The sequence below is a fragment of the Clostridium perfringens genome (assembly GCF_016027375.1).
GTDB lineage: Bacteria > Bacillota > Clostridia > Clostridiales > Clostridiaceae > Sarcina > Sarcina perfringens.
In genome coordinates this window covers 3,044,177-3,067,406 of sequence record NZ_CP065681.1, presented here as the reverse complement: position 1 = coordinate 3,067,406, position 23,230 = coordinate 3,044,177, and the positions used below count along the sequence as shown (strand labels likewise).

The window sequence follows — 23,230 nt, the reverse complement described above, 5'->3', positions numbered from 1 at the left end:
GGTTGAAAAATATATTCTACTTAAACATTAATTATTTTGTAGATTTTTATGAAGATATTATACTAATAATTTAAAGATAAAAAACTTTATTATACATAAAAAACTTAATTTTATAATTTAAAAGAGAATATTTATATTAGTGTTATTTCATTATTTACCATAATAATATTTTCTTTTTATGAGAAAAATAAAATTGAATTTAACTAACTAAGGAGGAATATATTTATGCCAAAGGATAGTCAACCAGATAATAAGGTAGCAAGAATGGAGAAATGTAACTTTCAAACTCCAATAACTAGCGAAGAAGGAAAAAATCATAATAGAACAGCAAAAAAACATTCTGTAAAGAGAGAAGGATTCCAAAGTCCTCACATAAACTAACATATAATCTTCTATATTAAAATATGGTTTTAGTCCTATATTAGTTTTGTATAAAACGTTGGTACGACGGGGTTAGCTTGAGAAAACTTGTACCCTTGGGTATATTTACCAAGAATCTCCCACTTCTGTAAGTGGAGAGTAGTTCACTTGTGAAATATAGAAAAGAAAGCTTAAATAAAAAAACTTCCTTTATTTATAGGAATTAGAATCAAAAAATGTTTAATTTTTGAAAAAATACTTGAATAATAAGTAACAGTATGTTAATATAATATTAACAGGTTAAAGCATAAACCTAATTTCCCTATATTTCATATATATATGCATTTGTCCTATAAGTATCCCTTAGCTTATAGGACTTTTTGTTATATATTGAAAATTAATGGAGGCTTTATTATGGTGAATGAAAAGTTTGGCATACTAGCAAAAATATTTTTATTAATTTTAATATTGGTACCTATAACTTTTAGAGTTTATGATCTTTATTATTTAAATTCAAGTTGGGATATAAATTCTAAAGTTGTTAAAAGAGGGAAGGTATATAGAGACTATATTAAGGAAAAGAAATTAACAGGAGTTCCTAATATTTATTATAAATATAATTCTTTAACTCCAGAAGAAATGATGACTTTAGATGTTTTAGCAAATACTAAGGGATATAACATAGAAGAAGTTTTGCCTGAAGTTGAAAAATATGTTTTATCCCAAAATAATGAAAAAAATGGAGCGAAACTTAATGAAGATGAAAAAATAGAAGTAAATCAATGTGTTAAACAGATAAAAGAGGGAGTAAATGAAAACTTAGAGAAAAATTCATCTTATATATATTGGATGAAAATGCTAATGTCAGTATTTACTGCATTAATGCTGGTTTTAAGCATATATGCAATTTATATGACTATTGTTTTTATAAATGAAAAGTAAGATGAAAGTTTTAGAGATGTTTTAAGTTATTGTTGATTTTTAACTAAGTTTATTAATTGAAAATCAACAATAGCTTAAAATAGAGATTTATTTTAAAAATCCAATTCTGTCTTTAGGGTATACAGTAAAAAGAGCTTTCCCATCTAAATTTTTTTTAGGAACATAGGGGTTTTCCCATCTTCTTGCATCTTCTGATCTTGCTCTATTATCACCAAAAAATAGGTAATTTCCTTCAGGAACATAAAAAGTTTTATTCATTGATTCGTTGTTTTTCACATAAGGTTCATCAATAAAAACATCATTTACATATAAAAGCCCATCTTTTACTTCAACTTTTTCGCCAGGAAGACCAACAACTCTTTTTATAAGCAATTCTTCGGAGGATTCATGACTGAATACAAAGATATCCCCTCTATTTATACTAGTGTAAATTTTACTCACAATTACTTCATCTTCTTCCATTATTGTAGGTCTCATAGAACCAGTAGGAATATAAGCTTTGAAAATTAGGTAATTGGTTAAAAAATAAGAGCATAAAAAAACTATTACAGAAAAGAGTATTAAATTTTTTATTTTTAAGTGTGATTTTTTATTTAATGTAGATATATTGCTTTCAGATAATAAATTCATAAATATATTATGTTGCCTTAGGTACTATATTTCATTAAATTTAACTAAATTTGCAACAAGGACACCTCCTATCTTAAGATAATCATACCATAAAAACCAATATTTGGAAATAAAAGAAATAAAAGTAAATAAATTGAGGGGTTTTAATTATATTTTTATATTCATATATAAAATATAAGAGCAAAAATTTAAAGGATTAGTATTCATATGAATGAGATTTCAGATTTGGCAAAGATAACTTCAATTTTAGGAATTGCTGCTACCACTTATTTAGTCTATGAAAATAATAGTATTTTTATAAATGAATATGAATTATTTACTAGAAAAACTCCTAATTCCTTTAGAGGATTTAAGATTTTACATTTAAATAATTTATATGGAAAAACCTTTGGAAGTGAAAATTATAGGCTTATAGAAAAAATAAATTCTTTAAAACCAGATATTATTGTTACAACTGGGAATATGTTAACTTCATCCTTAGATAAGGATTTTGTTTTTTTAGAACTATGCAAAAATTTAAGGAGCTTTTATCCAATTTATTATTCTATAGAAGGATGCAAAAATTTAATTGGGAAAAAGTATGAAAAATATAGAGATTATTTAAAGGGGTTAGTGGATATAGGGGTGATACTTTTAAATAATAGTAAGGTTTCACTTATAAAAAAGGAAGATAAGTTAAATATTTATGGAATTTACATAGAGGATGAAATAAAGTCTTTTTCTCTTAAAGAAGGATTTAAGAAGGAAAAGATATTTTCAAAAGAAGATGTAGTAAATAAATTAGGAAGTCCTAATAGAAGTGAATTTAATATTGTGCTAGCAAATGATGTAATAAATTTTGAGGCCTATGTAAAGTGGGGAAGTGACATTACTTTTTCAGGATATACTAGAGCCATAAATAGATATATATTTAATAACTTAATGGAGAGAAAAAAGGGGATTTTCATAGAAAAAGATTCATCTATGATTTTAAGTAGAGGGCTTGGAAATGATTTTTTAAAAATGAGAATTATGAATAGACCTGAAATAACCTTGATTACAATAAGGTAATATTGCTTAGGTTTAAACAATGTTAATGCTGTGTAAAATTTTATTCAAATATCCATAGACAGTAGAATATAGGGCGTGAAAAGGTGATAGAATTTAAGAAACATAATTAGACGTAATTTAAAATAGCTTTAAAAGGGACTGTATCAAAATAATAAATAAAAATTTATTTTGATACCCCTAAAAATATATGACTTAAAATTTTTCTGCTAAAGAGAGTAAGCTATTAACTCATAAGATGAATGTGAAAGTTTTTAAATCAGAATATTAAGGAGTGCAATATAAATGCTATATTATAAAGTAGTAAATAATAAATATCTCCATAAAGATAAAGAATGGATTCTGATGCTTCATGGAATAGGTGGAAATTTAAATATATTTAAAAAGCAAATAGATGTACTGTCAGAAAATTATAACTTACTTTTAGTAGACCTTCATGGCCATGGAAATTCACAAAATCACACTTTGAAAAACATGAAAAAAACTAAAGGTGAAATATCTTTTAAATATATTTGTGAAGATATTGTAGAGATATTAGATAAGTTAAATATAGAAAAAGTAAACGTATTAGGTATATCCCTTGGTACTATAGTTGGAATGCAATTTGAAAAATATTTCCCTAATAGAGTTTCTTCTATGATATTAGGGGGAGGAATTGTAGGTATGAACTTAAAGTCTAAATTTTTCTTGAATTTAGCCTTAGTTACAAAGAATATTATTCCAAGGGAAATATTTTATAAAATTGTAGCTTATATGTCAATGCCATGTAAAAATCATAAGCTTTCAAGAAATATATTTTTAAAGGCTGCTGAAAAGTTAGATAAAAATGAACGTTTTAGATGGGTTGAGCTTATGAGGGAACATTTAGAGAATTATAAGTATGTAAAGAATAATGTAAAGAAAATCTTTATTATGGGAGATCAAGACCATGTTTTTCTTCCTACTATAAAAAAGTTTGTACCAGAAGAAGATATTGTTGTAATAAAAAATTGTGGACATATATGCAATATTGATTCCTTTAAAACTTTTAATCATCTTACATTAAACTTTTTAATAAATAATCACGGATATATGTTTGGGGCAAAAGAAAGAAGAAAATATGTTTATAAGTATAACTTTACATAAAATATATTCTGTGATATTTTGGAAGGAAAATTAAAGAGAGTGTTTAATTAATAATAAGTAGATATTTAAAGGGGGATTTTAGTATGAGACTAAAAAATATTTGCTTCATGGCTATGGCTACCATATTATGCACCTCAGTATTAACAGGATGTGGTACAAGTAGTGCAAAGGAAGATTCAGATAATGAACTTTATATTATAACAGAAGATAAATCTTCAATATCTTTAAGCAATTCTAAACCAGGTATGTTTGGAGTCACTGAAGATGGAGAAATATTTATGGAAAAAGGATATGAAGGAAAAGTTGCTTATATAGATAAAAAGGGAAAAAAATCTATAGGTTTTAAATTTGATAAAGGTAGTGAGTTTTCTTATGGAATGGCTGGAGTTAAGGAGGGAAATACTTACAAGATAATAAACAAGAAGGGTAAAACCTTGGTAGAAAAAGAAGATGGGGTATTATCACCTTTAAACAATAATCTTATAAGATATGAAAAGTTAGCTAATGAGATTTTAAATAATGAAAATACTACAGAAGCAATTGAAAGCTTAGCTCAATCTGGTAAAACTTTAAAAACTACTGGAATACTAAATACTAAGGGTGAAGTTATTGTAGAACCAGGAAGATATGATGAAATTATAAAGGATATTGGAGAGGGATATATATTAGTTAAAAAGAATAAAATGTATGGTCTTTTAAATGCTGAGGGAAATGAAATAATCCCTTGTGAATACACATCAATAGGAGAAATAAATGAAGGATTCATTCCTGTATCAAAGGGTAATCTTTGTGGAGCACTTAATGAAAAAGGAGAAATTATAGTGCCAATAGAATATTTCTATGTTGGATCTATGAATGAGGGGGTAGCTCCAGCAAGATTAGATGAGTCTGGGATAGGATTTTTAAATAAAGAGGGATCTTGGGCAATAATGCCAGACTTTGATGGAGTAACAGCAATGAATAATGGGGTTGCTTTTGCTAGAAAAGATAATAAGCATATAATAATTGATAAAGATGGGAAAGAAGTAGAAACTAAGATAAACTTTGAGAATAAAGTATCTATAAATGGATTTAGTGATAGTGGCTTAGCAGTAGTTGATATATTAGATGGAGAATCAAAATATATGTCTGTTATAAATACTAAGGGTGAAGAAATTAAAAATCTTGAAAAGAAAGATTACTCAGCCTTAGAGGTTTATCCAAGTGGATTAATAGTTTCTGTGAATCAAGAGGGGAAAAAAGGTTTACTTAAAGAGGACGGAAGTGTAATTTTAGAAGAAGAGTATAATGATATAAGAGTTATATCAAAGGATGTTATTTTAGTAGATAAGGACGGAACATATTCATATATTGATTCAACAGGAAAAACATTATATTAAATATTGGTCTATGTTCTAGGAGAATTTTTATTTTTAGTTAAATGTAGATCTAGAGTAATTTCGAAAATACTTTAAGACATAGAAAAATATTAAAAGTCATATTAAAACTTTTATTTAAGGGTTTTAATATGGCTTATTTTTTATCTAATATATTATTAGTGGATATATTGGATATATATATCTAATATAAGCATTAATGGGGAGAAATGAAGAATAAGTTACTGGAAATATTACAAAAAGAATTCTATAATTTAGTATAAGTAGTTATATAAAATAATATTGTTGTAACTAATAAAATGAAATTATTGGGTAAAATTATAAGAGAAATAGGAATATGCTAAAACCTTAATATAAAGCTTTATAGGGAGGATTGAAAATGGAGAGTAAAGAAAATAGTAAAAAGTCTTCAGAAGCAAAGAATAAACTAGAAAAAATTTATAGTACTTCCCTGCCTGATGGATATAGATTTACTGATTTTAGAATTGGTGATGAGAACAACTGGGCATATATTCAGTATTCAGCAGGTGTTTTTAAAGATTATCAATTAGCAATTAGAATGATTTTTAAAGAGGAAAATAGCTTAAAAGGAAATTTTAAAAATCGTTGCGTATTTCTTGAAAATGAAAATGGAGAGAGAATTGGAACCATAATGATTGTTCCAAGCCTTTCAGAGGAAGCGGGAGTTCAAGAAATTAAATATTTAGCACTTCTTCCTAAATATCAAGAGCAGGGTTTAGGCAAACTTCTTATATCAAAGGCATATAAAATGGTTGATGATGTAGAAGGAGCTACTAGAATTAATTTAGAAGCTTATAATGATAAATCTATAGTTCTTTTTGAGAATTTAGGGTTTGAAAGATCATGATAATTAAAAAAACTCATTCCAAAAAAATCTTAAAAGATTTAGATTGGAATGAGTTTTTTTATTTTTTAAAGAAAACTTGATTAATTATCTTAGCAATTTCTTTAACTGTTTCAACATTAGATTCTATATTCTCTTTAGCAACAATTAAGTCAGCTGTAGTTTCAGTTGCAACATCAGATATATCCTTAATGTTCTGACAAGCATCATTCACATTATTAGCTATTGTAGGTAAATCGTTAATAGTCTTAGTAAGGTTGTCCTTATTTTGATCTAAAAGACTATTTATATTTGATACTAACTTTAAAACTTTGTTTAATGTTAGTATCAAATAAACAATAGCCACACAACCTAATAAAGCTAATAATAGGTAAATAAAATTTAAATCTATATACATAATTATTAGTTAGATTCTTTAACTTCTTCAGTTTCTAAAGAAGTAGCTTCATCTGCAACCTCAACAGGAACATTTAAGTTTTCTTCTACAGCCTCTTCAATGTTTTTACATTTCTTACTATTAAGATATTCTTTTATTTTACTTTTTGCATCAGAAATATTTTCTTTTCCTTTTGCAACTTGTGTATTTAAATTTTCTTTTAACTCAACACTTTTATCATTTAATTTTTGAGCAGCCTTTTTTGAACCCTCTTTTATATCATTTCTTGTTTCTTTTCCAGATTTAGGAGCAAATAGTAAACCACCTAATACTCCTGCTAATGTACCAACGGCAGCTCCAGTTACAGCAACTTTAGCTTTTTTATTTCTTTCAGCTCTAGCTTTAGCTTTTCTTTTTTCGTCTATTAATTTTGCTAAACTCATAATCCATACCTCCCAATAAATTATTCATATCTTTTAATTAAATTATACTATATAGTATAAAAAAATCAATAATAATTATTAGTTAATATATTTATCTTACAGAAACTTATTTTATTTATTTTTGTGAATTTTAGCTTTAAAAGTTGTTTTTGTGTATCTTATGGAATTTAAGATTATATCTTTACTGCAACAACATAAAAGAATCGTTGTTCCAAAAAGAAATTTAAAAAGATTCAAATTTTCTTTCACAATAAATCACCTTACTTAATATTAAAGCTTAAATTTGCCTTCTTTATCATATGTAGAAAAGGTCTTAAAAGTTAAATATTATAGTATTATTTTTCAAATATATGTAATAAATAAGATAAGTGACTTAAATTATTTATTTAGTATAATTTAGGCTAAATTGTGCATATTATATAATTGAATAAAAGGTACCAGTGTGGTATTATGGTCTAAAATTGGTTATCTTATATGACATTTTATTTCAAATTAATCTATAAGATAAAGAAGAAAATTCATTTTTTTAGAGGAGGAGTTAAAGAATGGACCCGAGTCCCAGTATTTTACCAAAAATTATTCTAATATTAGTTCTTATCTTAATTAATGCGTTCTTTGCAGCTGCAGAGATGGCAATGGTATCTGTAAATAAATCTAAGATAAAGATGCTTGCAGAGAAAGGGAACAAAAAAGCCCTTTTATTAAAAAAGGTTTTAAAATCACCTGGCAACTTTTTATCTACTATTCAAATAGGAATAACATTTGCAGGATTTTTTGCCAGTGCATCAGCAGCCACTAGCATTTCAGAAACTCTAGCGCAATTCATGTACAAGCTAAATATTCCTTATGGTAATGAGATATCAGTTATACTTATAACTGTGCTTTTGTCTTATATAACTTTAGTTTTTGGAGAATTACTTCCAAAGAGAATTGCATTACAAAAGCCAGAAGAAATTGCTTTAATGGCTATAAGACCAATCAATGTTATTTCTAAAATATCAACACCATTTGTAAAGATTCTTTCAGCTTCAACAAACTTATTTATAAAAATATTAGGTTTAAATAAGTCTGAAGATAAAGAAACTGTATCTAAGGATGAAATAAAATCCATGATAAGTATTGGACAAGAGAGTGGTGTAATCGATAAAACTGAAAAGGATATGTTAGATAATATATTTGAATTTGATCATAAAGTTGTTAAAGAAGTTATGACTCCTAGGGGAGAAGTCTTTGCTATAAAATCAACAACTCCAAATGAAACAATTGCTAAGAAACTTATAAGTGAGCAATTTTCAAGAGTTCCTGTTTATAATGAAACTAGGGATAATATAGTAGGAATACTTTATTTAAAAGACTTCTTTGAAGCCGTTGTAAAGGTTGGAGTAGATAACATTAAATTAGATCAATTAATACGTCCAGCTTACTTTGTTCTTGAAAATAAAGCTATAGATGATTTATTTAAAGAGCTTCAAGATAGTAAGCAACATATGGCTGTAATAATAGATGAATATGGTGGTTTTTCTGGAATTGTTACTATAGAAGACTTAATTGAAGAAGTTATGGGTGATATATTAGATGAGTATGACGATTCAGAAAACTATATAGATAAAATAGATAATAATACCTATGTAGTTGATGGTTTATTAACATTAGATAAGTTAAATGATTATTTAAACCTAAATCTTGAAAGTCAAAATATAGAGACTATTGGTGGTTTTGTTGTTAACTTAATAGGAAATATTCCGCAAAGTGAAAATCAAATGGTTGAATATGACAATCTTTCTTTCCAAGTTTGTAAAACAAATAAGAAGAGAATTGAAAAACTAAAAATTTATTTAAATAATTCAACTAGTTTCAATTCAGATGTTATATTAAACAATTAAAATTATAAATAATAGGGCAATGAGCTAATAAGTTCATTGCCCTTTAAGTTTATTAAATTTAGAAAGGATATAATGTTAACGAAAAGAGGTGATAATATATATTAAATGAAAATAATTATTTAATAATACTAAAAATCATTGACTTTAAAAATGATAACCGATATCATTATCTTGAGGTTTTTAAATTTATTAAATATACATACAGATAAAGTGAATTTTTTAAGTTGTTATAAAAAATAGCTTAATTATTTGTAAATTTAAGGGGGAAAAGAAAATGTTAAAAAGAAAAAAATTATTAGCCTTAACATTAACTGCTTTAGTATCTATGGGAGTTTTAGCTGGGTGTGGACAAAAAAATCAGGAAGCTAAGGGAGAAGAAACTGGATCAGGAGAGAAAGTTGTCAATGTTTATTCATCAAGACATTATGATATAGATAAGCAATTATTTAAAGATTTTGAATCTGATACAGGGATAAAAGTAAATTTAGTTGATGGAAAAAGTGATGAGCTAATTGAGAGAATGGCAAGAGAAGGAGATAATACATCTGCTGATGTATTTTTAACTGTTGGAGCAGAAAATATAGCTCAACTTAATGAGAAAGATTTAATAAAGGATATATCATCAGAAAAAATAAATGAAAATATACCTTCAGAATATAGAGGGAAAAACTGGGTTGGATTAACTTCAAGAGCAAGAATCATTGTTTATAATAAGGAAAAGGTAAATCCAGAAACAATAAAAACATATAATGATTTAACTAAGGATGAATTTAAAGGAAAAGTATTAACAAGAAGTTCAAGTTCATCATATAATAATGCTTTACTTTCATCTTTCATTCAATTAGATGGGGCTGAAAAGGCAAAAGAATGGGCTCAAGGTATTGTTAATAATTTTGCTAGAACACCAGAAGGAAATGATAGAGATCAGGCTAAAGCTATTATGGCTGGAATAGGTGATGTTGGAATAATGAACTCATACTATATTGCAAAGATGATATCTTCATCAGATGCAGAAGAAGCTAAAGTTGGTAAGGAAATAGGAGTTCTATTCCCAGAAAATACTCATTTAAATTTAAGTTTTGGAGCAGTTACAAAGAATGCTAAAAATGAAGAAAATGCAGTAGCATTATTAGAATATTTAACTGAAGAAAAAGCACAAAAAGCATATGTTGACGAAAATGGAGAGTTTGCTTTAAATACTAAAGTTGGTAAGAGTGAATTACAAAAATCATGGGGAGAATTTACAGTTCAAAATTTAAACTATGAAACTTTAGGAGAAGCAAAACAAGAGGCTACATTAATTTTTGATCAAGTAGGATGGAAATAATGAAAAAAATTAAATTTAATGGGTGGGCACTTTTAAGTACAATCATCAGTTTGATGATTGTACTTCCTAATATAGATATAATTATTCATTTATTTCAAAAACCAAATAAAACTTGGTATCACATAAAAGAATATTTATTAAAGGATTATATAGTTACATCTATAATAGTAGTCTTTTTTACTGTTTTATTAAGCATAATAATAGGGGTAACTTTATCTTGGCTTATATCTGCCTATGATTTTCCATTTAGGAAATTTTTTAGATGGGCTTTAATACTTCCATTAGCTATACCACCATATATAGGGGCATATACATATTCAGGAATGGTTAGTTACACTGGAGTTATACAGAGATTTTTTAGAAATATTTTAGGGGTAGAATTAAATCAAAAATACTTTGATATTATGTCTATTGAGGGAGCTATTTTTATATTTACATTGTTTTTATTCCCATATGTTTATATGGTTACAATGACATTTTTAGAAAAACAATCGGCAGGATTAATAGAAAGTGCAAGAATTTTAGGAAGCAGTGCAATAGGAATATTCTTTAGAGTTATCATACCTGTAAGTAGGGGAGCTATAGTAGCAGGCTCAACCTTAATAGCTTTAGAAGTTTTAAGTGATTATGGAGTTGTATCATATTTAGGTGTACAAACATTTAGTACAGCTATATTTAAAAGTTGGATATCCTTAGGGGATGTAGATTCAGCCATAAGATTAGCAGGAATACTTATGGTAGTAGTATTTATAATTATTTCGTCAGAAAAGGCCTTAAGAGGAAGAAAAAAATATAGTTTTACTAATACAAAGGTTAGACCAATAAAGAGAAAAAATCTTAAAGGCTTTAATAAATTTATAGTTACATTATATGTTTTAATAATATTTTCACTAGGATTTCTTATACCAGTACTTCAAATGATAGCTTGGGCAATTGCTAGCTATAAAAATATCTATTATAGTCAATTTTTAAGTATGATATTTAATTCAGTAATACTTGCCTCTGGATGTAGTTTACTTATAGTTATAATGGCTTTAATAGTAGCAAACTATGTAAGAACTAAAAGTGGATTATTATCAAAAATATATGCAAAAGTAACTTTAATAGGATATTCGATTCCTGGGGCTGTAGTTGCCATAACTATGATCTTATTTTTTGTAGATATTGATAACAAAATAAAAGGATTAGCCTTAAGCACAAGTATAATAATGTTGGTATTTGCGTATGTAATAAGATTTTTAGCAATAGGATATCAAAATATAGAGGGTGGCTTTGAAAAGATAGGTAATAAATTTACTGAAGCTTCAAGAACTTTAGGATATGGGGTTACTAAAACATTCTTTAAAGTGGATATACATATGTTAAAACCTGCTATTTTAGGAGCTTTTGCTTTAACTTTTGTTGATATTATAAAGGAATTACCTTTAGTTTTAACTTTAAGACCATTTAACTTTTATACTTTATCAACAAAGGTATTTGAGTATGCTAATGATGAGATGATACCTGAGTCAGCAATACCATCTCTAATAATAGTTTTTGTTAGTTTTGTGGCTATATATTTCTTATATAAAGTTGCTGACAAGGAGGATTAGTAATGTTTATTGAAATAAAAGAATTATATTTTAAATATCCTAAGTCTAAGAATGATATTATAGATAATTTTAATATGAGCTTAGAAAAGGGAGAGATATTATCTATTCTAGGTGAAAGTGGAAGCGGAAAAAGTACAATACTTAGAATAATTGCTGGTTTAGAAGAGTCATATAAAGGAGAAATTAAAATTGGTGGGAAAATAGTTTTTTCAGATAATAATTTTGTTGAGCCTGAAAAAAGAGGCGTTGGAATGGTCTTTCAAGACTATGCTTTATTTCCTCATATGACTGTGAAAAAAAACATTCAGTTTGGACTAAAGGGCAAAAATAAGGAAGAAAAAGAAAAAATAGCTATGGATATGCTTAAACTTGTTAATTTAGTGGAACATAAAGATAAATATCCTTATGAATTAAGTGGAGGACAGCAGCAAAGGGTAGCCATAGCTAGAGCTATAGCACCAAAGCCATCAGTACTTTTATTAGATGAACCTTTTTCAAACTTAGATGCAGATCTTCAAGAAAAAATAAGAGGGGAAATAAAAGAGATTCTTATAAAAGCTGGAATTACATCTATATTTGTAACTCATGATAGAAGTGATGCAAAGGCTTTAGCAAATAAATTTATAGAGTTAAAAGAAGGAAAAATAATAAAAGCAGCCTCCATTAATGAATTAAGGTGTTAGCTTTATAAATTAAAATAGTATATATGAAGAGATTGGTGAAAAATAAAAGGTGTGAATTAAAAATAAGTTTTATTAAAATTTATTTTCATTCATACCTTTTATTTTTAAATTAATATTAGGTTAGTAAGGGACTATCTAAGATAGTTAAATATATTTTGGAAAACTTTAGTTTTTAATTGATATTATTAGGTTAGTAACCTAAGTTACTTCTGAAAAATATTTTTTAGTGTATACTAAAATTAATTTATAAATTGAAATTTTTACATTTAATATATAGGAGGAAATTTTAAGGATGGATGGTATAGGAATCGGAATACCTAAGATGGTTAGCGGAACTCATTATGGAAACTTACAAAAGGTTAGAGGGGGAAAAAGAACTTTTGGAATAACTCCTCATATTCCAGGAGGATTTATTACTCCAGAGCAATTAGAAAAAATTGCAAAGGTAACTAAAAAGTATAATGGGGTAATTAAAATTACATCAGGTCAAAGGCTCTTAATAACAAATCTTAAGGGAGAAGATTTGCCTGAAATATGGGATGAACTAGGAATGGAGCCTGCTGTTAAAAAACAAAACTCAGTAAAAAATGTGGAAATGTGTCCAGCTGGTTTTTGTAAGAGATCAAAGTTTAATACTATAGGAACAGGGATGAAATTATTAAATAAATATAAGCATATGGATATGCCATGTAGAACTAAAATCGGAGTAGCAGGCTGTAGAAATGCTTGTGGAAGTGTTTATTCAAAGGATGTTGGAGTTATAGCTGATAAAACAGGATTTTTAGTAACTGCAGGAGGGTCAGCAGGTCATAATCCAAGAATGGCAGATATACTTATAAAGGATGTAGATGAAAAGGAAGCTTTAAGAATAGTTGATAAAATCTTTGAGGTTTATAAAGGGGAAGCTGAGGCTGGAGAAAAATTAGGAGATTTTATTGATAGAATAGGAATTGAAGTATTTAAAGAGAAAACCTTAGCATAATAAAGAAATATAGATTTAATTTGATATAATGGCTTTTAAAGATGAAAAATAAAAGAATTTAGCATGTGCAAGAAGAGTTTTTATCTGTTATTATCTATTTAAACAATAAAGATTATTAATTAATAGTAATGATGAATTTAGAGATAAGTAATATATAATATTTAGGTAAAACGAGAGGAGAATTTTATTATGTCAAATGTTTGTTTATGTAAAGGTGTTTCAGAAGAAAAAATAGTTGAGGCAGTAAAGAACGGAGCTCTTTCTTTTGAAGAAGTAGGAGAAAAAACAGGAGCAGGAACTGGTGCTTGTTGTGGTGCTAGATGCAAATGTAAAATCGAAGAATTAATAGAAGAAAATAAATAATTATATAAACCTAAGAGGTGCACATTTATGTGCACCTCTTTTTTTGTCTCTTATTCTAATATCTTAATAGTAAAAACTTTAAATTAATTTTAGCTATGTATTAAAAAGATTTTTTATACGTAGCTTTTATTTTATAAGGTTTTAAGTAAAGATACTTTGAAAAATAAAAAATTAAACAATGAAAATATATTGACACCATATGAAAATAGTGTATATACTGTATATATAGAATATATACAGTATATACACAGAAAGAGGTGAGTTTTTGAATATAGTAGTTTCAAACACTTCAGGGGTACCCATATATGAACAAATAGCTAAAGCTATAAAAAATGAGATTTTATCTGGAGATTTAAAGGAAAATTCAGCATTGCCGTCAATAAGAAGCTTAGCTTCTGAGCTTAGAGTAAGTGTAATCACAACCAAGAGAGCTTATGAAGAACTTGAAAGAGATGGTTTTATATACACTTTACCTGGTAAGGGATCTTATGTTGCAGAGCAAAATAAAGAACTTTTAATGGAAGAAAAGCTTAGAGAAATAGAAGAAAAATTAGGAGAAGCAATTGATATTGCAAATAGCATAGGACTAAATTTTAATGATTTAGTTGGAATGCTTAAAACTTTAAAGGAATTATAAAGATAAGGTATAGGTTTAAGGAGGAAGGTTTATATGGAAAATGTACTTGAAATAAAAAATATAAGTAAAAATTATAAAGGATTTTCTTTGAAAGATGTAAGCTTTAATATTCCTAAAGGTTTTGTAATGGGATTAATAGGGCCAAATGGAGCAGGAAAGACTACAACAATAAAAGCCATAATGAATTTAATAAATTTAGATAGTGGAGAAATATATATTTTTGGTGAAGACATAAAGAAAAATGAAATATCAATAAAAGATAGAATTGGATTTGTTTATGATGATTGTTGTGCTTTTGAAGATTTTACAATAAAAGAAAATAAAAAAATAATATCTAAATTTTATTCAAAATGGGATGAAGAAAAATTTAAGTATTATCTTGAAAAATTTGAGTTAAATGAAAATAAAAAGCTAAAACAATTATCAAAGGGACAAAAAATGAGGTTTTCATTGGCATTAGCTTTATCTCATAAGGCAGAATTTTTAATATTAGATGAGCCAACATCAGGCTTAGATCCTGTTTTTAGAAGTGAACTTTTAGATATTTTATTTGAAATAATAGGTGAGGAAGAAGTATCAATACTTTATTCAACTCACATAACAACGGATCTTGAAAAATTAGCTGATTATATAACCTTTTTAAACAAAGGAAAAGTTGAATTTTCCTTAGAAAAAGACTTGTTATTAGAAGAATACTTTTTAGTTAAAGGGCCTTTAGATATTTTAAATAAGGATTTAGAAAAAGAATTAATAGGATTAAGAAAAACAAGATATAACTTTGAAGGACTAACTAACAATATGAGAAAATTAAAAGAACTTTTCGGTGAAAAAATTATTTTTGAAAAGGCTACTTTAGATGATATAGTTGTTTATTATTCTAAAAAGGATGTGAAGTAGTATGAAAGAATTACTTAAGTTAGATTTTTTTATACAAAAGAAATATATCAAGAGTTCAATTATTGTGTTTCTTTTTTTAGGCATTACTTTTGCGTTAACTCAAGGAATGAATTATTTATATACTATGGGAACTTTTATTGTATTTTATCTGACGATAATACCAATTGAAGTTGAAAGAAAAAGTAAATTTAATATTTACTTAAATTCTTTACCAAATAAAAAATCAAATTATATTTATAGCAAATATCTATCAACATTAATTTATATTATAGTAGTTAATTTATTTTTATATTTATTCTGTACTATTTTAGGAGTAATTTCAGGAAGTGATTTTACATTAACATTAAGAGCAATTCTTCCAAATATAATAGTTCAACTATTTTATGTATCACTGACTTTACCAGTATATATGATTATAAGTCATAAATTTTATAGAGTGGTTAATATAATATTTACTATTTTAATAATGATGATTAGTTCAATATTATTTAATTCTCTTGAAAATGAAAATTTACAAGTATTATTTAATATTACTAATGGAGTTTATGGTTTAGCATTTGGAATACTGGCTCTAATAATATCATTAATAGTGTCTCTAAATATTTATAAAAAAAGTGAGGTGAGTTAATATGAAAAATTTAATTATTAAAGACTTAAAAAATATAAGAGTAATATTTATATTTTATATCCTTACAATGACTTTTGGATATTCTCCTTTTTTTATAGACTTACCGAAAGATAGATATGATTTTTTAATAAATAGTGTTTTCATTTATTTTACCTTGTTAGCTTCAATGATTAGTGTTAATTTTATAATTGCAAAAAATACTAATAAAGGAGCAATGACAAATAAATTATTAAGATCACTGCCAATTGATGCAAGAAGTGTAGTAGGCACATCTTTTATATTACCTATATTAATTTTTTTAATATTTTCTTTACCAAATATATTAGTAGGTATGGGTGTAAGTTTTATGTTAGGAGAAAAAATCATTGTAAATCCATTTAATTTACTTTTAACATTTATAATTTTCTATATATATGCATCAATAACATTTAGTATGGCAATTATATACCCAGAGAGCAGTGTAGTATCTTATTTAAGAAGCGTTCCATTATTTATATTAATAATCGGTCTTGCTTTAGTAGAAAAATTTATGAAAAATATAAATTATGATGTTTCAAATATTTTAAATTCATTACCTCTTGTGGTACTTATATTAGCAGTAATATCAATATTTATATTAATTGTTTTTTACAAGTTTTCCTTAAATAAATTTATAAGAAAAGAATTATAATACTTGTTTTATAAGAATATAGTGTTATTTGAAATTATATAGAGATATGTAAATATACATATGATAATATATAATAAAAAACAAAAAGTATTATTTGAAATATGGAGGTTATGAAATGGCAAGCAAAATGTTACACACATGCATAAGGGTAAAAGATTTAGATAAATCTTTAAAGTTTTATAAGGAAGCTTTAGGACTTATTGAAACAAGAAGAATGGATTATCCAGAATATAAATTTTCTTTAGTGTATCTTTCAGATAAAGAAGATGGATATGAAGTAGAATTAACTTATAACTATGATCAAGAAAAGCCATATGATTTAGGGAATGGCTTTAGTCATATAGCTGTCGGGGTAGAAGATATAGAAGCTGAAAGAGAAAGACATATTTCTTTAGGATATGAGGTTACACCTATGAAAGGTCTTTCAGATGGAGCTGCAACATATTATTTTGTAACAGATCCAGATGGCTATAAAGTAGAGGTAATTAAACTTTAGTTATGATTCTATAAAAATAAGGGCAGATATAAAAATAATTTTATAGAAACTTACAAACATTATGAAAAGAGTATTAGTAATTCTAAGAATAGGTTTGTGAGTTTTGTTTTTATATTTTTATAAAGCCCTTTATTTTCTACTGAATTTGTATGACTTCTCCAGAATACTTTAAGGAATATTGCTTAGGTGTTAACCCAAACTTCTTTTTAAATAATTTTATAAAGTGAGAAATATTTTCATATCCTAAATCATAAGCCACCTCTGTAACTGATGAAAACTTAAGAAGTCTTGCAGCCTCATTAAGTTTTAAGCTTGTAAGGTAATCATTAGGAGTCATTCCCATAGCTTTTTTAAACTTTGAAGAAAAGCTTGGAAGAGACATATTTAGGTCATAAGCAATTTCTGAAACTGTTATATTATTTTTAAGATTTCCTTTCATTATCTGAATAGAACGATTTATTGGATTATTAAAATCACTAGAAATAATATCTTTAGCTCCCTTAGTATTTAATAGGCTATAAGTTATTTCTTGTGCATATAAATCAAGTAAAAATTCTTTATTATTTGTATCTTTAGTAGCAGTCTCTACAATTCTTTTAGTAGTCAATTCTATTAATTCATTATTTTCATTAAAAAATGGTTTTTCTAATATAGATTTATTTAAATCTACATCTAATTCATAAGATAGTTTTTCTGAAACTGTATTTATTAAATCTTCATTTAATTCTAAAACTAAGGCTTTAGTAGGTTTTTCAATTTTCATTTCCACACTTGAGTTTGGTGGAAGAAGCATATATTTAGATGAATCATATATGATATTCTCACCATTATTAATTCTTACATTTTTTTCTCCATCAACTATAGTGCATAGTCTTTTATATTCATAAGACTTATATGTATCTTTGTAATTCTTCTCAAAGGTGTAATATAGAATTCTTAAATATTCAGTTTCTATACCATCTGCCAATTCAAGTTGTCTATCAAATCTATCCATAAAATTCTCACCTCATAATAAATAATATAAAAGCTTATTATAGTATTGTCAATTTCTGTCGATTTAAAAATGAGATATTTTTTAAAAAAATGGATTAGTTAAATTTTTAACGATAAATTAAAATTAAATTATAAAGTGAAAGAAAATATTGAGAATATACTTTAGAGAAAGACTTGGAGGAGAAATATATGAGTTATAAATTTTTTATGCCAGCTATAAGTTTAATGGGAGCAGATTGCTTAAAAGACGCTGGTGATCAAGTTGGAGAATTAGGATTTAAAAAAGCTTTAATAGTAACAGATAAAGTTTTAGGACAAATAGGAATAGTTAAAAAAGTAACAGATGTTTTAGATAATAAGAATATAGAATATGCAATATATGATGAAACTAAACCAAACCCAACAGTTAAAAATGTTAATGATGGTTTAGCATTATTAAAAGAAAAAGAATGTGATTTTGTTATTTCATTAGGTGGAGGCTCAGCTCATGACTGTGCTAAAGGAATAGCTTTATTAGCTACTAATGGTGGAGAAATAAAAGATTATGAGGGAGTAGATAAATCTAAGAAACCTCAATTACCAATGGTAGGTATAAATACAACTGCTGGTACTGGTAGTGAGATGACTTTATTCGCTATTATAACTGATGAAGAAAGACATATAAAAATGGCTTTAGTAGACAAGCATTTAACACCAATAATAGCGGTTAATGACCCTATGTTAATGCTTGCTATGCCAAAATCATTAACAGCGGCTACTGGTATGGATGCCTTAACACACGCTATAGAGGCTTATGTTTCAACTTCTGCCACACCAATAACAGATGCTTGTGCAGAGAAAGCTATAGAACTTATAAGTAATTATTTAGTGAATGCTGTTGAAAATGGACAAGATGTGGAAGCTAGAGATATGATGGCTTATGCTGAATACTTAGCAGGAATGGCATTTAATAATGCTAGCTTAGGATATGTTCACGCTATGGCTCACCAATTAGGTGGATTCTACAACTTACCTCATGGAGTATGTAATGCAATATTATTACCTCATGTTCAAGAATATAACAAAGCTACAAGTGCTTCAAGATTAGCTAAAATTGCTAAAATAATGGGTGGAAACATAGAAGGATTAACTGATGAGCAAGGAGCAGATCTTTGCATAGATATGATAAAATCATTATCACAAACTATAGGAATTCCAGAGGGACTTGGAGTATTAGGAGTAAAAGAAAGTGATTTTGAAACTTTAGCTACTAATGCTTTAAATGATGCTTGTTCATTAACAAATCCAAGAAAAGGAAACTTAGAAGAAGTAATAGCTATATTCAAAAAAGCAATGTAGTTATTAGGAAATAAAAAAGAGTTTTAAAAAATCAGATATATTTAATTTAAAATAAATATAATTACATTGACCACTTTAAATTTCATAATATATGGGCAACAAGGCTTAGGCTTTGTTGCTTTTTTAAGTCTTTATATATAATTTATGATATAATTTCTTTTGTATAAATAGATGGAAGGAATGGTTTTAATGAGTATAGCAATAATGGCATGCAGAAAAGTAATAGGAAAATGTGCTGCATCAGGATGCTTTAAGGCATATAATAATTCAACAGCTGCTTTTAGTATTTATGGAGAAAATAAAGAAGATTTAGCTAGTTTCTTTTATTGCGCTGGTTGCAAAGATACCCTAGTTGAAGGAGAAAATTGGACACATAAAGTAAAGCAATTAAAAAAGAATGGCGTAGAAACAATACATATATCTCACTGCATAGAATCTAAATGTGATGATTTAAAAAAACATGAGAGAATTTTAGAAAAAGAAGGCTTTAAAATAGTTCACGGAACTCATTAATATTGTGATTCTAAGTTAAATTAGCCTTATTTTAGATTTTAGCTTGGAGAAGAATTTGTTAGGGTATTATGAAAAAATAGTTTAATTATTCATGGAATTTAGGGGGAAAATAAATGAATTTAAAGAAGATACATCATGTGGCAATTATTGCTTCAGATTATAAAAAATCAAAAGATTTTTATGTAAACTTATTAGGTTTAAAAATTATAAGAGAAGTTTATAGAGAGGAAAGGGATTCCTATAAGCTTGATTTGGAAATAGGGGATTCACAAATAGAATTATTTTCATTCAAAAATCCGCCTAAAAGACCAAGCTATCCAGAGGCCTGTGGACTTAGACATCTTGCCTTTGAGGTTGAAAATATTGAGAAGCAGGTTAGAGAGCTTAAGGAAAAAGGTATTAAAGTGGAAGAAATAAGAATAGATGAATTTACAGGACGTAAATTTACTTTCTTTAGTGATCCAGATGATTTGCCTATTGAATTATATGAAATCACATGTAACTAAAAGTTACATGTGATTTTTTTGTTAAAATTATTAAATTTATTTAAATAATAAGATTTATATTAATAATTCTTTATTTTTTTATTAAAAAATATTTGAAAATCATTTTCTATTATGAGATAATCTAATCTACCAGAGCAATTCATTTAACTAAATATAAAATTTTTGTACTAAAAAATTATTTGAAATTTATATTTCTATATAATTTTTAGTAAGGTAATGAATTGTAGGACCTCTCTAAAGAGCATAAATATAGATGAACTAATTATAAAAATATTTAATGAACTAATTATAAATTTATATTTAAGGAGTTAAATTAAAAGATGAAAAGAAAAAAATTAAGTATTTTTATACTATCAGCAGCGATAGTAACAAGTTCAGTATCATATGGAATGACAGCGAAAGCTGATGAGGTCAAAGAGACTAAAGGATATAATTACAATGTAAATTTATCAGAGCAAAAAGCTGTAGCTAATAATAAAATTTCAGTGAAAAAAGTTAATGGAGAAATTTTAGGCTATGCAAATCCATTTACTATGTTACAAATATTAAATATGAATGGAAAAACAGTAGAAGTAATTACTCAAAGTGGCTTAAGAGGGTATGTAGATGCTAATGAATTCACTTTAGTAGAATCTGCTGTTAATGATAAATTAATTGAGAAAAATATAGAGGGACATGTTACTAATGTTTCAACAGTATTAAATTTAAGAAAAGAGCCTAGAATAGGTGCTGAAATAATAAATAGATTACTTAATAATACTAAGGTTAACATACTTGGAAAACAAGGTTCTTGGTATAAGATTGAGTTAAACGGACAAAAAGGATATGTTTATGGCATGTTCTTAAATGAAGGAACTATGAAAGAGAATAGTTCAAAGACTATAGCAAACAAAAAATCAGAAGTTAAATCTGAATATAAGAAAGAGAAAAAATCTTCAGTTAAAAAAGAAGCTAAAAAAGAGGTTGTTTCAGGGGCTAAGGCTAAAGTAGCACAAAAGCAAAGAGAAGAAGCTAAAGCTAATATGACTTCAGAAGTAAAACCAGCAATAAACAAAGAAACAAAATCTAATAATAAGGTTGAAGTGAAATCAGAAGTTAAAAAAGAGGCAAAGAATGAAGTTAAAACTGAAATGAATTCAGTTACAAAGGCTGAAACAAACCAAGTAGTAACTTCTGAAATTGTACAAGCAGTAAAATCAGAGAAAAATCCAGAAACTAATCTTCAAGTAAGACCAGAGATTAAATCTGAAGAAAAAACTGAGATGATTTCTAAAGAAAATTTAAATGTGAATCCAGAAGCTAAAAAAGAGGGAATTTCAGAAGAAATAAAGCCTGAGGTTAATACTGAGGTAGAATCTAAGCCTGAAATGAATAAAGAGGTTAAAGTTGAAGAAGCTAAAGTAGAGGAAAAACAAGAACCTAAGCAAGAGGAAGTTCAAGATTCTAAGGCTAAAGAAATGGATGAACTTTTAAAAAGTGAAGAGTATAAATTCTTAAGAATGAGTATATCTTACGGTGAAAGATTAGTTGATAGAAATGATGTATACACAAAAGACTCATTAAAGATTTTAAGAACTGAATTAGCAAAAGCTAAAAAAGTATTCCAAGATAAAGATAATTTAACTATGAAGTTAGTTCAAGATACAAGAGATGATTTAGAAAGAGCTATAGTAGATTTAGTTAAGTTAAGTGATGTTAAGAAGCCAGTTAAATCAAAAGCTAAGGTGGAAGTGAAGAAAGAGTCTAATACTGAGAAAAAAGAAGAAGTTAAACCTGTTGAAGCTTCAGAAGAAAAAGTAGAAGTTAAAGAAGAGCCTGTTAAGGTAGAAGAAAAAGTAGAGGCTAAGAAAGAGGAAGTTCAAGATCCTAAGGCTAAAGAAATGGATGAGCTTTTAAAAAGTGAAGAGTATAAGTTCTTAAGAATGAGTATATCTTACGGTGAAAGATTAGTTGATAGAAATGATGTATACACAAAAGACTCATTAAAGATTTTAAGAACTGAATTAGCAAAAGCTAAAAAAGTATTCCAAGATAAAGATAATTTAACTATGAAGTTAGTTCAAGATACAAGAGATGATTTAGAAAGAGCTATAGTAGATTTAGTTAAGCTAAGTGATGTTAAGAAGCCAGTTAAATCAAAAGCTAAGGTGGAAGCTAAGAAAGAGTCTAATACTGAGAAAAAAGAAGAAGTTAAAGAACAACCAGCTAAGGTTGAAGTAATAGTTCCAGAAGTGAAGGAAAATAAAGAGATTAAGAAAGAGGAGCCAGTTAAAGCTAAAGAAGTAGTTAAAGAGAAGAAATCTAGAGAAGAAGAAATAGAAGAGATTCTAAAAAGTGAAGAATATAGATTTTTATTAAAAGATATAGCTTATGGTGAAAGATTATCTGAGAAAATTACTGTTTACACAAGAGATTCATTAAAAGTATTAAATGCTGCCATAGAAAAAGCTGGAAGAATAGTTAGACAAAAAGAAAAATTAACTGTAAAATTAGTTCAAGATACAAGAGATGATGTAGATAGAGCTATAGTAGATTTAGTTAAAAAAAATAATTAAAGT

At 26.7% G+C, this 23,230-nt stretch carries 25 protein-coding genes; 21 read left to right on the top strand and 4 right to left on the bottom strand.

Going from position 1 to position 23,230, the window contains the following annotated elements:
• Positions 1 to 225 precede the first annotated feature (225 nt).
• Together I6G60_RS14235 and I6G60_RS14230 are read left to right on the top strand one after the other, a co-directional pair.
• The gene (locus tag I6G60_RS14235; protein ID WP_003450198.1) at positions 226 to 381 is read left to right on the top strand and encodes a hypothetical protein; all 156 of its coding nucleotides are present in this window, start codon (positions 226 to 228) and stop codon (positions 379 to 381) included.
• 393 nt (positions 382 to 774) lie between these two features.
• Complete coding sequence (locus I6G60_RS14230) at positions 775 to 1,302, top strand: hypothetical protein (protein ID WP_003455572.1); 528 nt, start codon at positions 775 to 777, stop codon at positions 1,300 to 1,302.
• Between the two features lie 87 nt (positions 1,303 to 1,389).
• Here I6G60_RS14230 and lepB read toward each other — a convergent pair whose 3' ends face one another.
• Positions 1,390 to 1,932 carry a signal peptidase I gene (gene lepB / locus I6G60_RS14225; RefSeq protein WP_057230671.1) on the bottom strand — a complete coding sequence of 181 codons (543 nt, stop codon included), beginning with the start codon at positions 1,930 to 1,932 and terminating at the stop codon, positions 1,390 to 1,392.
• Positions 1,933 to 2,139: 207 nt separating this feature from the next.
• On the opposite strand from lepB, the gene I6G60_RS14220 reads away from it, so the two are divergent.
• The 4 genes from I6G60_RS14220 (at position 2,140) to I6G60_RS14205 (ending at position 6,348) form a co-directional block, all read left to right on the top strand.
• Positions 2,140 to 2,982: a metallophosphoesterase gene (locus tag I6G60_RS14220; RefSeq protein WP_011590192.1), complete on the top strand. Its 843-nt coding sequence runs from the start codon at positions 2,140 to 2,142 to the stop codon at positions 2,980 to 2,982.
• 282 nt (positions 2,983 to 3,264) lie between these two features.
• Positions 3,265 to 4,104 carry an alpha/beta fold hydrolase gene (locus I6G60_RS14215; RefSeq protein WP_197925492.1) on the top strand — a complete coding sequence of 280 codons (840 nt, stop codon included), beginning with the start codon at positions 3,265 to 3,267 and terminating at the stop codon, positions 4,102 to 4,104.
• A gap of 83 nt (positions 4,105 to 4,187) precedes the next feature.
• A complete protein-coding gene (locus tag I6G60_RS14210) occupies positions 4,188 to 5,483 on the top strand; it encodes a WG repeat-containing protein (RefSeq protein ID WP_197925490.1) in 1,296 nt (431 codons plus the stop codon).
• A 376-nt stretch (positions 5,484 to 5,859) separates the two neighbouring features.
• Entirely contained in the window at positions 5,860 to 6,348 is a 489-nt protein-coding gene (locus I6G60_RS14205) for a GNAT family N-acetyltransferase (RefSeq protein ID WP_003455413.1), read from the top strand.
• Between the two features lie 58 nt (positions 6,349 to 6,406).
• On the opposite strand, the gene I6G60_RS14200 is transcribed toward I6G60_RS14205, so the two are convergent.
• Both I6G60_RS14200 and I6G60_RS14195 read right to left on the bottom strand, forming a co-directional pair.
• Positions 6,407 to 6,676 (bottom strand): hypothetical protein, encoded by a 270-nt coding sequence (locus I6G60_RS14200; protein ID WP_003455310.1) that lies wholly within the window; start codon positions 6,674 to 6,676, stop codon positions 6,407 to 6,409.
• Between the two features lie 71 nt (positions 6,677 to 6,747).
• On the bottom strand, positions 6,748 to 7,164 hold the full coding sequence (locus I6G60_RS14195) for a YtxH domain-containing protein (protein WP_003449994.1): 417 nt from the start codon (positions 7,162 to 7,164) through the stop codon (positions 6,748 to 6,750).
• 545 nt (positions 7,165 to 7,709) lie between these two features.
• Between I6G60_RS14195 and I6G60_RS14190 the strand changes: the two genes are divergently transcribed.
• From I6G60_RS14190 to gloA, 11 genes are all read left to right on the top strand, one after another.
• Positions 7,710 to 9,047 carry a hemolysin family protein gene (locus tag I6G60_RS14190; RefSeq protein WP_003455347.1) on the top strand — a complete coding sequence of 446 codons (1,338 nt, stop codon included), beginning with the start codon at positions 7,710 to 7,712 and terminating at the stop codon, positions 9,045 to 9,047.
• A 274-nt stretch (positions 9,048 to 9,321) separates the two neighbouring features.
• The gene (locus tag I6G60_RS14185; protein ID WP_197925488.1) at positions 9,322 to 10,374 is read left to right on the top strand and encodes a Fe(3+) ABC transporter substrate-binding protein; all 1,053 of its coding nucleotides are present in this window, start codon (positions 9,322 to 9,324) and stop codon (positions 10,372 to 10,374) included.
• Positions 10,374 to 11,966, top strand: coding sequence for an ABC transporter permease (locus I6G60_RS14180; protein WP_142710765.1), 1,593 nt, complete (start codon positions 10,374 to 10,376; stop codon positions 11,964 to 11,966). The genes I6G60_RS14185 and I6G60_RS14180 overlap by 1 nt, the downstream gene beginning before the upstream one ends.
• Positions 11,967 to 11,968: 2 nt before the next feature.
• Complete coding sequence (locus I6G60_RS14175) at positions 11,969 to 12,649, top strand: ABC transporter ATP-binding protein (RefSeq protein ID WP_003471458.1); 681 nt, start codon at positions 11,969 to 11,971, stop codon at positions 12,647 to 12,649.
• Between the two features lie 292 nt (positions 12,650 to 12,941).
• Positions 12,942 to 13,631 (top strand): nitrite/sulfite reductase domain-containing protein, encoded by a 690-nt coding sequence (locus tag I6G60_RS14170; RefSeq protein ID WP_003455338.1) that lies wholly within the window; start codon positions 12,942 to 12,944, stop codon positions 13,629 to 13,631.
• 189 nt (positions 13,632 to 13,820) lie between these two features.
• Positions 13,821 to 13,994 carry a (2Fe-2S)-binding protein gene (locus I6G60_RS14165; RefSeq protein ID WP_003449944.1) on the top strand — a complete coding sequence of 58 codons (174 nt, stop codon included), beginning with the start codon at positions 13,821 to 13,823 and terminating at the stop codon, positions 13,992 to 13,994.
• A 265-nt stretch (positions 13,995 to 14,259) separates the two neighbouring features.
• Positions 14,260 to 14,631 (top strand): GntR family transcriptional regulator, encoded by a 372-nt coding sequence (locus I6G60_RS14160; protein ID WP_003455483.1) that lies wholly within the window; start codon positions 14,260 to 14,262, stop codon positions 14,629 to 14,631.
• Positions 14,632 to 14,664: 33 nt separating this feature from the next.
• A complete protein-coding gene (locus I6G60_RS14155; protein ID WP_011590196.1) occupies positions 14,665 to 15,528 on the top strand; it encodes an ABC transporter ATP-binding protein in 864 nt (287 codons plus the stop codon).
• A gap of 1 nt (position 15,529) precedes the next feature.
• Positions 15,530 to 16,156 (top strand): ABC-2 transporter permease, encoded by a 627-nt coding sequence (locus I6G60_RS14150; protein ID WP_003455605.1) that lies wholly within the window; start codon positions 15,530 to 15,532, stop codon positions 16,154 to 16,156.
• Position 16,157: 1 nt separating this feature from the next.
• Positions 16,158 to 16,826 carry an ABC-2 transporter permease gene (locus tag I6G60_RS14145; RefSeq protein WP_003455536.1) on the top strand — a complete coding sequence of 223 codons (669 nt, stop codon included), beginning with the start codon at positions 16,158 to 16,160 and terminating at the stop codon, positions 16,824 to 16,826.
• A 115-nt stretch (positions 16,827 to 16,941) separates the two neighbouring features.
• Positions 16,942 to 17,322: a lactoylglutathione lyase gene (gene gloA / locus I6G60_RS14140; RefSeq protein ID WP_003455401.1), complete on the top strand. Its 381-nt coding sequence runs from the start codon at positions 16,942 to 16,944 to the stop codon at positions 17,320 to 17,322.
• 136 nt (positions 17,323 to 17,458) lie between these two features.
• Here the strand turns inward: gloA and I6G60_RS14135 are convergent, their stop codons facing one another.
• The gene (locus I6G60_RS14135) at positions 17,459 to 18,316 is read right to left on the bottom strand and encodes an AraC family transcriptional regulator (protein WP_003450023.1); all 858 of its coding nucleotides are present in this window, start codon (positions 18,314 to 18,316) and stop codon (positions 17,459 to 17,461) included.
• A 188-nt stretch (positions 18,317 to 18,504) separates the two neighbouring features.
• On the opposite strand from I6G60_RS14135, the gene yiaY reads away from it, so the two are divergent.
• From yiaY to I6G60_RS14115, 4 genes are all read left to right on the top strand, one after another.
• Entirely contained in the window at positions 18,505 to 19,653 is a 1,149-nt protein-coding gene (yiaY, locus tag I6G60_RS14130; RefSeq protein ID WP_003455491.1) for an L-threonine dehydrogenase, read from the top strand.
• Positions 19,654 to 19,842: 189 nt separating this feature from the next.
• The gene (locus I6G60_RS14125) at positions 19,843 to 20,166 is read left to right on the top strand and encodes a CGGC domain-containing protein (RefSeq protein ID WP_003455301.1); all 324 of its coding nucleotides are present in this window, start codon (positions 19,843 to 19,845) and stop codon (positions 20,164 to 20,166) included.
• A gap of 113 nt (positions 20,167 to 20,279) precedes the next feature.
• Positions 20,280 to 20,672, top strand: coding sequence for an SMU1112c/YaeR family gloxylase I-like metalloprotein (gloA2, locus tag I6G60_RS14120; RefSeq protein ID WP_003455372.1), 393 nt, complete (start codon positions 20,280 to 20,282; stop codon positions 20,670 to 20,672).
• Between the two features lie 320 nt (positions 20,673 to 20,992).
• Complete coding sequence (locus I6G60_RS14115) at positions 20,993 to 23,227, top strand: SH3 domain-containing protein (RefSeq protein WP_011590198.1); 2,235 nt, start codon at positions 20,993 to 20,995, stop codon at positions 23,225 to 23,227.
• The last annotated feature ends 3 nt before the right edge of the window (positions 23,228 to 23,230 follow it).

Coding starts and splice junctions, on each gene's coding strand:
- I6G60_RS14235 (WP_003450198.1), top strand. CDS start 226: ATGCCAAAGGATAGTCAACCAGATAATAAGGTAGCAAGAATGGAGAAA.
- I6G60_RS14230 (WP_003455572.1), top strand. CDS start 775: ATGGTGAATGAAAAGTTTGGCATACTAGCAAAAATATTTTTATTAATT.
- lepB (WP_057230671.1), bottom strand. CDS start 1,932: ATGAATTTATTATCTGAAAGCAATATATCTACATTAAATAAAAAATCA.
- I6G60_RS14220 (WP_011590192.1), top strand. CDS start 2,140: ATGAATGAGATTTCAGATTTGGCAAAGATAACTTCAATTTTAGGAATT.
- I6G60_RS14215 (WP_197925492.1), top strand. CDS start 3,265: ATGCTATATTATAAAGTAGTAAATAATAAATATCTCCATAAAGATAAA.
- I6G60_RS14210 (WP_197925490.1), top strand. CDS start 4,188: ATGAGACTAAAAAATATTTGCTTCATGGCTATGGCTACCATATTATGC.
- I6G60_RS14205 (WP_003455413.1), top strand. CDS start 5,860: ATGGAGAGTAAAGAAAATAGTAAAAAGTCTTCAGAAGCAAAGAATAAA.
- I6G60_RS14195 (WP_003449994.1), bottom strand. CDS start 7,164: ATGAGTTTAGCAAAATTAATAGACGAAAAAAGAAAAGCTAAAGCTAGA.
- I6G60_RS14190 (WP_003455347.1), top strand. CDS start 7,710: ATGGACCCGAGTCCCAGTATTTTACCAAAAATTATTCTAATATTAGTT.
- I6G60_RS14185 (WP_197925488.1), top strand. CDS start 9,322: ATGTTAAAAAGAAAAAAATTATTAGCCTTAACATTAACTGCTTTAGTA.
- I6G60_RS14180 (WP_142710765.1), top strand. CDS start 10,374: ATGAAAAAAATTAAATTTAATGGGTGGGCACTTTTAAGTACAATCATC.
- I6G60_RS14175 (WP_003471458.1), top strand. CDS start 11,969: ATGTTTATTGAAATAAAAGAATTATATTTTAAATATCCTAAGTCTAAG.
- I6G60_RS14170 (WP_003455338.1), top strand. CDS start 12,942: ATGGATGGTATAGGAATCGGAATACCTAAGATGGTTAGCGGAACTCAT.
- I6G60_RS14165 (WP_003449944.1), top strand. CDS start 13,821: ATGTCAAATGTTTGTTTATGTAAAGGTGTTTCAGAAGAAAAAATAGTT.
- I6G60_RS14155 (WP_011590196.1), top strand. CDS start 14,665: ATGGAAAATGTACTTGAAATAAAAAATATAAGTAAAAATTATAAAGGA.
- I6G60_RS14150 (WP_003455605.1), top strand. CDS start 15,530: ATGAAAGAATTACTTAAGTTAGATTTTTTTATACAAAAGAAATATATC.
- I6G60_RS14145 (WP_003455536.1), top strand. CDS start 16,158: ATGAAAAATTTAATTATTAAAGACTTAAAAAATATAAGAGTAATATTT.
- gloA (WP_003455401.1), top strand. CDS start 16,942: ATGGCAAGCAAAATGTTACACACATGCATAAGGGTAAAAGATTTAGAT.
- I6G60_RS14135 (WP_003450023.1), bottom strand. CDS start 18,316: ATGGATAGATTTGATAGACAACTTGAATTGGCAGATGGTATAGAAACT.
- yiaY (WP_003455491.1), top strand. CDS start 18,505: ATGAGTTATAAATTTTTTATGCCAGCTATAAGTTTAATGGGAGCAGAT.
- I6G60_RS14125 (WP_003455301.1), top strand. CDS start 19,843: ATGAGTATAGCAATAATGGCATGCAGAAAAGTAATAGGAAAATGTGCT.
- gloA2 (WP_003455372.1), top strand. CDS start 20,280: ATGAATTTAAAGAAGATACATCATGTGGCAATTATTGCTTCAGATTAT.
- I6G60_RS14115 (WP_011590198.1), top strand. CDS start 20,993: ATGAAAAGAAAAAAATTAAGTATTTTTATACTATCAGCAGCGATAGTA.